We start from the raw sequence: 10432 nt of genomic DNA, 5'->3' as shown, positions 1-10432 counted from the left end.
ACCGCTTCCAGGTACGGGCGCCAGTCGCTCTCCTCGTGAGGCCAGGCTAGCAGCACTCCGTCTTGGGGTTCCCACTCTGCCGGCAATCGTCTGTTGTCCACCATGCTCTCCTGGCTTCAAATTGATGCAAAGATTAAAAACGTTAGCATACGCCCTTCATCTATTGCAAGATTAAAAGGGGAGGGACGAGGATCAGGATTATCGCTCATGAAAGAGTTGATTCTGAGGCTTGATGCTCGTATGATTTCCTCCACCACGTCCTCTCAGGAGTCATCATCATGTTCTTTCCAGATACGGTAAACCTTCCCTTTAACGGCGAGATCATCAAGGCCCGCTTCAGCCAGATCAGGCCCGGTCAACTGGTGACCAACGACGAGGGGTACTGGGCCATCCTGCAAAAAGACGCCCTGGTGATGTGTAACGGGGCCCTCCTCCACGGCGAACTCCCCGCCGTCCTGGCCGCCTCCGCGCGCGACCTGCAGCTCTTCGGCAGCTGGGATGGCAAGCCGGTCCGCGTCTGCTCGCTCCCCGGCGAGCTGGCCCTTCCCGACGGCTTCTACGCGGTACCCTGGACCGAGCTCCCCGACGACCTGGCCACCCTATACGGAATGGCGCGCCAGATCACCTACTGGGAGAGGATGAGCGCCAATTGTTCCCGCTGCGGCAGCTCAATGGAGCGGATCGCCTACTCCTGGGGGAAGAAGTGCGACGGCTGTGGCCACGAGCATTACCCGCACATCCACCCCTGCATAATCGTGCTGATCAAGCGTGGCGACGAGTTTCTCCTGGTGCGCAAGCCGGAGTGGGCGCCGGGGCGCTACAGCCTGGTGGCCGGCTTCGTCGATTTCGGCGAATCGCTGGAGGAGTGCGTGGAGCGGGAAGCCCAGGAGGAAACGGGGGTGAAGGTCACCAACGTCCGCTACGTGGGGAGCCAGAACTGGCCGTTTCCCAGTCAGCTGATGGCCGGCTTCGTGGCCGATTACGTCTCCGGCGAGATCGAGGTCGAGGTCAACGAGCTGGCCGATGCGCGCTGGTTCTCGGCCAAGGAGATGCCGACCGCGCTGCCGCCCACCCGCAGCATCGCGCGCTGGATCATCGACCGCTACGCGCTCGGTCTCTACCCCGTCGATCCTCCTGCGGCTGCAGCAGGGGCCGGCTCAGAAAAACGACCATTAGAAGAAAAAAACGCTAAAGTTATGTGAGGCTGACCCGAAGAGTGTTCATGAAGCACCTGGGAGTTGCCAACAGTGCTCCAGGGTCTCCTTTTTAGGGACGGTTAACAGCCGTCCCCTTTTTTTTGCCGATTACTGCCATCTTCCGCTCCAGGTTCCCCCCTTTCTCAAGGGGGGGGGGCCTGTAGCGAGGCGCTTGCCGATTTAGCAATGGGTTCGTGAGCAGGGAGAAGTCGTTGTATTCATGAGGGCTTTCTGGTAGCATAACTGATTCGTTACGCTGCACGAGGTGGGAGAGCCCGATACTCATGGACCAGATGCACAACGCGCTGCTGCGGCACCTTTTGGAGATGCCGGCCGTGGTGATATACGCCTTGGCCGACAAGGTGCACCTCTTCAACGGCTTCGAGCTGTGCAAGAGGGAGCCGGTGTCGCATCTGTCCTGGAGCGAGGACGGCTCCATCCTCTCCATAGAACTGCGCGAGGACGGGGTCTTTCAGGTTTCCCTCAAGCTCAGCCATGGGGAACTCTCCACTTCCTGTAACTGCGGTGCCTGGAGCCCCCGTGGGCGCTGTCCCCATCTGGTGGCCGCCATGGCCACCGTTAAAAAGGCCCTCTCTCCGGCCTCCTTCCCGATGCTGCAGCTCCCCTCCCGTTACCTTTCCACCATTCGAGACAGCCTGCTGAGTGTCTCCCCCCTTGACCGCGCCAGCCGCGCCGCCGCGGTACCCGTGGAACCGCGCTACGCCCTGGTGGTCGACCGGGTCGACGAGGAGGTCCGGATCAGGCTCTGCCGCGGCGGGGTCCCGGTGACCCTCCTGGAGCAGGAGTTGCCCCCTTCGGTGCGGGATTTTCTGCGGCTGCTCTACAACCCGGCGCTACGGGATCGCTCCATCGAGGACTTCCTCGCCAGGTTCTGCGGCCGCTACCCGGTCGTCTACCTCGGCGGCGACAGCGTGCAGCCGCTTACCTTCGACGCCGCTGTGCAGCGCTCCATCTTGTTGCACATGGATCTGGTCGACGGGGAAGTCAGGGTCGAAAAAAGCCTTGATGACGGCAGTCCGCTCGACGACCACTCTATGGTTGGCGACGGCTACTACTTCGATCTCAAAGGGGGACGCGTCCAGAAGGTCGATGACGCCGGAGCCAATCGCTATCTGACCCGCCTGCTGGGCTCGCTGCAACTGGTCCCCGAGCCGAAGGTGACCCGGTTGGAGCGTGGCCTGCTGATCGCGGAGGAGTCTTTCAACGACGCCCAGTTCGCGGTTCACGTTCAGGAACTGGCCGATTTTCTCAAGCGGACGGCCCTCTATGTAAATAGCGAGCGGGCAAGCTACCGGCAACTCGCCCCGCGCTACCGGCTAAACATCCTGGAACTAAGTGACGAGGTGCGGATCAGGACGGAAGGTGTTGCCGACGGCGGGCTTTTCCCGCTGTTACACGAGACCTTCTGGTTCTTCTCGGCAGCCGGCCGCGGCTCCTTCTCCCAGCCGCTCAAGGCCAAGAAGCGGGTGGCGGCCATAGTGAGCGCCTGCTTTGCCGCCCTGGAGGGGAGTTCGCGCGCCGAGCGGGAAAGGATCATCCGGCAGGCCCTGGACACCGCCGACTTCGCCCGGCGCGGAGTCAAGTCGGAGGCACGCAGGATCATCGCCGGTTTCTGCCAGTCGGCCGGTGAGCCGCGTCTCCTGCTCCGGTTGCTCGACCGGGAATGGGTAGGGATCGCGCTGGAAGTGGAGCGGCAGGCGGCCCTGCTGCGGGTGGTCTACGAGATCTTCGGCGTAGATCCCTTCGCGGTGGCCGAGGCGCCGGGAGAGATCTCCATCGAGCGCAAGCTATTCATGAAAAACCTGTCCTGGCTGCGGAGCGCCTTGCGCTCGGAAGGGTTCTCCCTGGCCATGGGAGGGGACGAACTGGAGGCGGTTTCCTGGACCATCACCCTGGATGCCACCCGTTCCTCCATCGACTGGTTCGAGTTGCGCCCGGAGATCCGCAGCGACGGAGAGTTGGTGGACGAGCGGGAGCTCTTGGAGGCGATCAAGAGCGGCGGGCTCTTCCGCAGGGGAAATGCCATGGTCATGCTGGACGAGGAGAGCAGTCGCGCCCTGGCCCTCTTCGCCAGCAGCGCCAAGCGGGAGGTGGTGAGGGTGCCGCGCCTGCAGATCCTGGACTGGATCGCGCTGAGGCGGTGCGGGGTCCGGGTCCTGCTCTCGCCCGAGGACGAGCGGATCATCGAGAGCCTCACCCATTTCGAGAGCATCCCCCAGCGCAAGGTCCCCGCCCGGCTCAAGGCCACCCTGCGCAACTACCAGCGTGAGGGGTACTGCTGGCTCGGCTTTCTCTACGAGCACCGCTTCGGCGCCTGCCTGGCCGACGACATGGGGCTGGGCAAGACCATTCAGGCCATCGCCCTGATGGCCGGCATTGCCGAGGGGCTGATCGCCTCTGAGCTGGATCCTTCGCTGCCGCACCTCGTGGTGGTCCCTCCCAGCCTGATCTTCAACTGGGAGAGCGAGCTCGCCCGCTTCTATCCCTCTCTCAAGGTGGGCGTCTACCGCGGACAGGGACGACGCCCCGACTTCGCCGGCATCGACCTGGTGCTGACCAGCTACGGGGTGATCCAGCGCGACATCGAGAAGCTCTCGGCCCAGCTCTTCAACGTGATCGTCTTCGACGAGGCGCAGGCCATCAAGAACATCCACGCCGAGACCACCGGCGCCGTGCGCAGGCTGAAGGGACGCTTCAAGCTGACCCTGACCGGGACGCCGGTGGAAAACCACCTGGGGGAATACTTCTCGGTGATGGACCTGGCGCTCCCCGGGCTTTTGGGCCCCTACGAGCAGTTCCGCAAGCAGATGGCGCGGGAAGACGCCGGTTTCCTGGAGACCCTGATCAGGCGCACCCATCCCTTCATCCTGAGACGGACCAAGGACATGATCAGGGGGGAGCTCCCCCCCAAGGTGGAAACCGACCTCTACCTGGAGATGAACCCCAAACAGAAGGCGCTCTACGTGAGAACGGTGGCCGAGGTGAAGGCCACGGTGGCCGAGGCCTACAGTCAGAATGCCCCGGGCCAGGCCCGCATCATCGCCCTTACCGCCATCCTCAAGCTCCGCCAGATCTGCCTCTCGGCGAGGCTACTGTTGCGGGAGGGTAACGAGCGCTCCCCCAAGGTGGAGTTCCTGGCCGAGCAGTTGCAGGAGCTTTTCGAGGAAGGGCACAGCGTGCTGGTCTTCTCCCAGTTCACCTCCTTCCTCGACCTGGTGCAGGAGGGACTCTCCCAGCAGGGGATCAGCTACCTGAGGCTGGACGGCTCCACGCCGGTCTCGCGCAGGAAGCAGCTGGTCGAGCGTTTCCAGAACTCCAGCGAGCCCTGTGCCTTCCTGTTGAGCCTGAAGGCCGGGGGGAGGGGGCTCAACCTGACCAAGGCCTCCTATGTCTTCCACCTCGATCCCTGGTGGAACCCGGCCGTGGAGAACCAGGCCTCCGACCGCGCCCACCGCATCGGTCAGCAGCGGCAGGTGACCATAACGAGGCTGTTGATGCGGCACACTATCGAGGAGAAGATGATGGAGCTCAAGAAGAGGAAGTTGAAGCTGTACCGGGCTCTTCTGGAGGACGCGGAGCACGAGGGGGCCGCCTCCATCGGACGGGAGGACTTCGAGTTCCTGCTGGGGTAGGGGAGGTGGGTGGATCAGGCGCTGGTTTGGCGGAAATACCTGCAGAAGGAAAGGGTGTTGGTGCCGTTCTCGGAGCGGTAGCTCACCTCGTCCATCAGCGTCTCGATGATGAAGAGCCCCATGCCGTTTTCCGGGATCGAGCCGATCTCCTCGGGGTCGAATTCCAGGGTGCGGGGGGCGAAGTCCTCGATGGCCTGGCCGGAGTCGGAGATTTCGAAGACGATCCGGTCATGGTGCAGGGTGATCCAGGTGTCGACCCGGTAGCCCACCTCGTTTCGGTAGGCGTGGGCGATGGCGTTGTTGACGGCCTCCACCACACAGACCTCCATCTCGCCGTAGGCCTCTAGTTGGAGGGGGGAACAGGCGCAGACGCCGCGGACGGCATGTCCCAGCAGGGCGACGTCGCTCAGCTTGCTTTCGATGCTCAGATGCAGGGTCTTGCTCGCGCTCTTCATGCCGTTTATTCCCATCGGTCTCCGCCCGCCATTCCATTACATAACCGTCAAGATTGCTTACGCTCCGTCTGTTCCACCCAGGACTGGGTGACGGAGAGGTGTCTCAGGAATTCGGCCGCGAAGAGGAACTCCCCCAAGGGGGCGGGGACGTTGATGCTCTCCTCGCCGCGCTGGATCGAGAAGGCGTACCCTTTCTTGCCGGCTCTCTCGTAACACTCTACGCTCAGCTTGGTGATGGTCTCCCCCTCGCCGGCGTCGAACTTGTGGGTGAGCGTCTCCTTGCCCCCCTGCGACTGCACCGCCAGGATCCTTCTCTGCAATTCGAAGGCTTCCCAGGGCTCAGCCACGAAACGGAGCTGGTGGCTGCCGCTCGCCAGCCTGAAGAAGCGGAGCAGGACCCTCCCTTCCTCGGCTTTGCCCGGTTGGCTTTTTTCAGCGGGAGAGAACTCGACCCCGCTTTCCTTGGCGTAGATGGTAAACTTGGGGATTCTCATTAGGTTACCTCCGGGCAACCCCATAACTTTAGCGTCCATCCCCCGTTTGTCAAACCGCTACAGGAGCACCGGTAGCCTCTCCTTCAACACGATCTCCTCCGGTGTCACCAGCGCCCGGTAGGCGAGCAACTCCACCCCTGCCTCGGCTGCTTCCCGAAGCGCTCTGCCGTAACCGGGATCGATGGCATCGGCCGGGCTCACCCGCAGGCCGTCGCCTCGCTGCACGACGAAGAAGTTCACCGCCCGGTGCCCCTGGCGCACCATCTCCATCAGCTCCCTCAGGTGCTTCTGCCCCCGTGCGCTCACCGCGTCCGGGAAGAGGGCGCTACCCTCCTCGACCAGGGTGACGTTCTTCACCTCCACATAGCAGCTGCCGGTCGTTCCGGAGAGCAGCAGGTCGATACGGCTGCCGGTCCCGTATGGTACTTCGCCGCGGATCGCCTGGTAGCCGGAGAGCTCCCGCACGGTACCGTTTTCAATCCCTTCCCGCACCAGGCGGTTGGGGAGCATGGTGTTGATGCCGACCCAGACTTGGTCCGTTCGTACCAGTTCCCAGCAGTGCGGGTACTTCCTGGCGGGATTTTCGCTTTTGGAGAGGAGCACACGGTTGCCCGGTTCGGCGCAGCCTTTCATGCTGCCGGTGTTGGGGGTGTGGGCGGTCACCAGGGTGCCGTCGTCGAGGCAGACGTCGGCCAGGAAACGCTGGTACCGGCGCAGAAGGGTCCCCTGGTAGAGGGGGTGCGGCAGTTTCATCTAAGCTCCCCGGGCGGCAAGCCCGTCTGTAGGTGTTTAAACGTCGAAGCGGTGCGGGTTTTCAGGCGTGAAGGTTACTCTCGGCGTGCTTTCCTGTCCAGATTAAAAGACGACGGATGGCCGGGGCGGGGTGGGCGGGAAACAAAAAACCCCTCTCTTTCGACAGGGGTTTTTGCAGGTCCCAGACCTTGATGTATGAACGATCGGGAAGAGGGGGGAACTACATCTTTTTCCCGGAACCTTTGCACATCGTGCAAGGAACCTCTACCTGATCGTAGCCGGTTTGCCGCGAGGCGGTCGATATTTTGCCTCTCCCTTTGCATTTCGGGCATACTGCTGCGGTGTCCATATACTCCTCCTTTCAGCAACCTGAAGCTCGTGTGCAAGTGGACTACGACTTAATTTTAGCAAAACGGAGATAAAGTATCCACTGTCTCTGCGCTCCCTTTGATTTGGATTGAAAAGGACCGGAGGGGTGTGTATCCTGCTTCGGTTGGCTATCTTGACTGGATTTGGTATGGTCATGGCCGGCTCTGACAGTGCTGCCGGTTTGTGGAGACAGTGGTGAAGAAATACGAAGATCTCATCATCGTCGTGGTGTCAGTCGCTTTCCTGCTGCTGGCCGCCGCCGTCTTTGTTCTCTTGTGGTTCAACCCCTCGGCCCTCGCCAAGCTGCGCCTGTTTTTTCCCGACCAGCAGTGAGCCCCCCCGCAGCCGGCTGGTCGAAAACGGTTGATCCCATTGGCCGTTCTGCTAAACTGGGGCGTGGATCAAAGTTCGGAGGGACTAGATGGCCAAGGGAAGCCAGCTCAACAAGGAACATCTGGAAGCAGTCAACCAGTTCGGCAAGACCATTGCCAAGCGGGCAGGCTTTCGCTGCGAGTGGTGCGGCGGGGATCAGGGGCTGCGCTTGTGGGAGTACCAGCCCGACCAGGAGCCGGCAGCCGAGAACCTTGCGCTTTTGTGCGATGATTGCCGCAATCTCACCGGCTTGAAGAGCCCCGATCCCAAAGCGCTCCGCTCCTTGAGAAACGCCCTCTGGAGCGACATCCCGGCGGTGGCCGAAGGTGCCGCCATCGTGCTGTCGCGCTGCAAGGAGCCGTGGGCGCGCGAGGCGATCGAGGAGAGTTTCATAGACGAGGCCCTCAAGGAACGGCTTTTGTAACCGGGCGGTTTCCGGATTATGTTTGACGCCTGCTGCTTCGATGTGGTAGGAAATATGGGTTGTTGCTGCAATTTCCGGTCTGGAAAGAGGGGTTATGGCGCAAGGTATCAAGAAGGGGATCGTGCTGGCCGGCGGCGCCGGCAGCAGGCTCTACCCTCTCACGTTGGTGGCCAGCAAGCAGCTGCAGCCGGTCTATGACAAGCCGATGATCTACTACCCGCTGGCCACGCTCATGATGGCCGGCATCTCGGATATCCTGATCATCTCCACCCCGCAAGATACCCCCCGCTTCCAGGCGCTTTTGGGGGACGGCTCCCGCTGGGGAATCCGGCTTTCCTACGAGATCCAGGCTGAGCCCAAGGGGATTGCCCAGGCCTTCCTGGTCGGTGAGAAGTTCATCGCCAACGATCCGGTCTGCCTCATCCTCGGCGACAACATCTTCTACGGGAAGATGGGGCTGGACCGCCTGGTAGCGGAGTTCGACGGCGGCGCCAAAATCTTCGGCTACTACGTGCAGGACCCCGAACGCTACGGCGTGGTCGATTTCGACGCGGCCGGCAATGTTCTGAGCATCGAGGAGAAACCGGCGGCGCCCAAGTCCCATTACGCGGTCCCCGGCCTTTACCTGTACGATGGGCAGGTGGTGGAGATCGCCAAGAACATGAAACCCTCCGCGCGCGGGGAGCTGGAAATAACCGACGTGAACCTCGCCTATCTCAGGCAGGGGACGCTCTCGGTGGAAAAGCTCGGCCGCGGCATCGCCTGGCTCGATACCGGCACCCACCAGAGCCTTTTGGAAGCCTCCCATTTCATCGGGACCCTGGAGGCGCGGCAGGGGTTGAAGATCGCCTGCCTGGAAGAGATCGCGCTCAGGATGGGCTACCTGGACTGCAAGGCCATGGCCGAGGTGATAGACGCCACCCCCAAATCCTCCTACCGGGAGTATCTGCTGAGGGTTTACAACGAGGCCACCTTGTGCGGGGGAGGGCAGAGGTAATGACAGAGAGTAGCAGCTACCGGAAGGGGCAGATCCACGACGTGACCGTGAAGCCTCTGCGCAAGTTCATCGATGAGCGTGGCTGGCTGGCCGAGCTCTACAGACGCGACGAACTGGATGCTTCGCTCATGCCGACCATGGCCTACATCTCAATGACCCAGCCGGGCGTCGCGCGCGGGCCGCATGAGCACCGCGACCAGACCGATTACTTCTGTTTCATCGGTCCCTCCAACTTCAAGGTTTACCTGTGGGACGCCCGCACCGATTCGCCGACCTACCAGGTCAAGCAGGTCATCTACGGCGGGGTTGACTCGCCGCTCATGGTGGTGGTCCCGCCGGGTGTGGTGCACGCCTACCGCAATGTGGGCATCGAACACGGGATCGTCTTCAATGGGCCTAACCGGCTCTACGCCGGCGAGGGGAAGAAGGAGCCGGTCGACGAGATCCGGCACGAGGAAGTTGCCGGTTCGCCTTTCCAACTTGACTGACCGCTTCCCCCTTCCGGGGGGGGCAGCTTTTGCGATGACTTTTCGACACGATAGGGGGCCACGGTGCCCCCTAAACCATTTCTGAGACCGATGAGACAGTTCCTGATCCGCCACAAGCGATTCCTGATTACCGCGCTCTTGCTGGTGGCGGCCTTCTTCACCTATGCCCTCAATCTCCGCAACAAGGAGCACGCGAACCCCGTGGAGCGGACCGTGATGGCGGTCACCGCCCCCCTTGCCCAGGGCGTGGCGGTAACGGACGGCACCCTCGGGCACCTCTGGAACGACTACATCGACCTGATCGAGGTGAGGCGCGAGAACAAAGAGCTCCGCAAAAGCGTGAAGCGCCTCAACGAGCGGATCGTGGCTGATAACGAGGCGGTGGCGGCCAATATCAGGCTGAAGGCGCTGCTCGACCTGAAGGGGACGCTGGCGGCCCCCTCGCTGGCGGTCTCGGTGATCGGCGAGGACAGCTCGGCCTGGTTTAAGACGCTGGTGGTGGACCGCGGAGCCGTCGACGGCCTGCAGGAGGGGATGCCGGTGCTGGCGGCGGGTGGGGTGGTCGGCCGCCTGGTCAAGGTGGCGCCGCAGAGTTCCCGGGTGCTGCTGTTGACCGACCACGCCAGCGCCATCGCGGCCATCGTGCAGCGCTCCCGCGCCCGCGGGATCGTGCGCGGCGCGGGGGGCGGCCGCTGTTCCATGGAATTCACCGTCAAGGACGACGACGTCAAGGTGGGGGACACCGTGATCACCTCCGGCATCGGCGGGGTGTTCCCGAAGGGGCTCCCCATCGGCGAGATCACCATGGTGAAGAAGGGGCAGTACGGGGTGTTCCAGACCATCGAGGTGCGCCCCTCGGTCAACATAGGGAAGCTGGAGGAGATGCTGGTGCTGCTCCAGAAGGCGCATGAATAGAAGATGATAAGCTACCTCAAGATAGCCGGCTGTGTGCTGGCCGCGCTTGTGCTCCAGATGACAATCCTGCCGCGCTACCTCCAGGACCCCTTCCAGCCCAACCTGATCATCATCCTGGTGGTCTGGCTGGGGCTCAAGGCGCCCGGTGGCTGGGCGGGCCTGGCCGCCTTCGGCCTGGGGGTCCTGCAGGACAGCTTCAGCGGCATCTACCTCGGGCTGAACGCCTTCTCCTACCTCTGTATCTACGTCGTCCTCTCCAGTCTGGCGGACCGGCTCTACACCGACAACCGGGTGCTCCTCGTGCTGGTGGTTTTCC

12 protein-coding genes are annotated in these 10432 nt (G+C 62.5%); 8 read left to right on the top strand and 4 right to left on the bottom strand.

Annotated elements, in window-relative coordinates:
- On the bottom strand, window positions 1-104 hold a 104-nt coding region (locus VJ604_RS06105; protein ID WP_324080689.1), incomplete at its 3' end, for an agmatine deiminase family protein.
- A gap of 174 nt (window positions 105-278) precedes the next feature.
- On the opposite strand from VJ604_RS06105, the gene nudC reads away from it, so the two are divergent.
- Both nudC and VJ604_RS06095 read left to right on the top strand, forming a co-directional pair.
- Window positions 279-1202: an NAD(+) diphosphatase gene (gene nudC, locus VJ604_RS06100; RefSeq protein ID WP_324080687.1), complete on the top strand. Its 924-nt coding sequence runs from the start codon at window positions 279-281 to the stop codon at window positions 1200-1202.
- A 278-nt stretch (window positions 1203-1480) separates the two neighbouring features.
- Window positions 1481-4849, top strand: a complete 3369-nt coding sequence (locus VJ604_RS06095; RefSeq protein ID WP_324080685.1) for a DEAD/DEAH box helicase — start codon at window positions 1481-1483, stop codon at window positions 4847-4849.
- A gap of 14 nt (window positions 4850-4863) precedes the next feature.
- Here the strand turns inward: VJ604_RS06095 and VJ604_RS06090 are convergent, their stop codons facing one another.
- The 3 genes from VJ604_RS06090 to sfsA are packed head-to-tail and all read right to left on the bottom strand — an operon-like array spanning window position 4864 to window position 6551.
- Complete coding sequence (locus VJ604_RS06090; RefSeq protein ID WP_324080682.1) at window positions 4864-5319, bottom strand: ATP-binding protein; 456 nt, start codon at window positions 5317-5319, stop codon at window positions 4864-4866.
- A gap of 32 nt (window positions 5320-5351) precedes the next feature.
- On the bottom strand, window positions 5352-5798 hold the full coding sequence (locus VJ604_RS06085; RefSeq protein WP_324080680.1) for a hypothetical protein: 447 nt from the start codon (window positions 5796-5798) through the stop codon (window positions 5352-5354).
- 57 nt (window positions 5799-5855) lie between these two features.
- Window positions 5856-6551, bottom strand: coding sequence for a DNA/RNA nuclease SfsA (sfsA, locus tag VJ604_RS06080; protein WP_324080678.1), 696 nt, complete (start codon window positions 6549-6551; stop codon window positions 5856-5858).
- A gap of 564 nt (window positions 6552-7115) precedes the next feature.
- Here sfsA and VJ604_RS06075 point away from each other — a divergent pair.
- The 6 genes from VJ604_RS06075 to mreD all read left to right on the top strand — a co-directional run.
- Entirely contained in the window at window positions 7116-7253 is a 138-nt protein-coding gene (locus tag VJ604_RS06075) for a hypothetical protein (RefSeq protein WP_324080676.1), read from the top strand.
- A gap of 88 nt (window positions 7254-7341) precedes the next feature.
- Window positions 7342-7716, top strand: coding sequence for a hypothetical protein (locus tag VJ604_RS06070; RefSeq protein ID WP_324080674.1), 375 nt, complete (start codon window positions 7342-7344; stop codon window positions 7714-7716).
- A gap of 94 nt (window positions 7717-7810) precedes the next feature.
- Window positions 7811-8713, top strand: a complete 903-nt coding sequence (rfbA, locus tag VJ604_RS06065) for a glucose-1-phosphate thymidylyltransferase RfbA (RefSeq protein ID WP_324080671.1) — start codon at window positions 7811-7813, stop codon at window positions 8711-8713.
- On the top strand, window positions 8713-9201 hold the full coding sequence (locus VJ604_RS06060) for a dTDP-4-dehydrorhamnose 3,5-epimerase family protein (protein WP_324080669.1): 489 nt from the start codon (window positions 8713-8715) through the stop codon (window positions 9199-9201). Before rfbA ends, VJ604_RS06060 begins: the two co-directional genes overlap by 1 nt.
- A 90-nt stretch (window positions 9202-9291) precedes the next feature.
- On the top strand, window positions 9292-10116 hold the full coding sequence (gene mreC, locus VJ604_RS06055; RefSeq protein WP_324080667.1) for a rod shape-determining protein MreC: 825 nt from the start codon (window positions 9292-9294) through the stop codon (window positions 10114-10116).
- A 3-nt stretch (window positions 10117-10119) separates the two neighbouring features.
- A partial coding sequence (mreD, locus tag VJ604_RS06050) for a rod shape-determining protein MreD (protein ID WP_324080665.1) occupies window positions 10120-10432 on the top strand: 313 nt, incomplete at its 3' end.

Origin of the sequence: Geomonas sp., assembly GCF_035254065.1 — a bacterium.
Lineage (GTDB): Bacteria > Desulfobacterota > Desulfuromonadia > Geobacterales > Geobacteraceae > Geomonas.
This window is presented reverse-complemented; position numbering and strand designations above follow the sequence as displayed.

Bases quoted from the DNA above. Each gene is read 5' to 3' on its own strand.
- nudC (WP_324080687.1), top strand. From the start codon at position 279: ATGTTCTTTCCAGATACGGTAAACCTTCCCTTTAACGGCGAGATCATC.
- VJ604_RS06095 (WP_324080685.1), top strand. From the start codon at position 1,481: ATGGACCAGATGCACAACGCGCTGCTGCGGCACCTTTTGGAGATGCCG.
- VJ604_RS06090 (WP_324080682.1), bottom strand. From the start codon at position 5,319: ATGGGAATAAACGGCATGAAGAGCGCGAGCAAGACCCTGCATCTGAGC.
- VJ604_RS06085 (WP_324080680.1), bottom strand. From the start codon at position 5,798: ATGAGAATCCCCAAGTTTACCATCTACGCCAAGGAAAGCGGGGTCGAG.
- sfsA (WP_324080678.1), bottom strand. From the start codon at position 6,551: ATGAAACTGCCGCACCCCCTCTACCAGGGGACCCTTCTGCGCCGGTAC.
- VJ604_RS06070 (WP_324080674.1), top strand. From the start codon at position 7,342: ATGGCCAAGGGAAGCCAGCTCAACAAGGAACATCTGGAAGCAGTCAAC.
- rfbA (WP_324080671.1), top strand. From the start codon at position 7,811: ATGGCGCAAGGTATCAAGAAGGGGATCGTGCTGGCCGGCGGCGCCGGC.
- VJ604_RS06060 (WP_324080669.1), top strand. From the start codon at position 8,713: ATGACAGAGAGTAGCAGCTACCGGAAGGGGCAGATCCACGACGTGACC.
- mreC (WP_324080667.1), top strand. From the start codon at position 9,292: ATGAGACAGTTCCTGATCCGCCACAAGCGATTCCTGATTACCGCGCTC.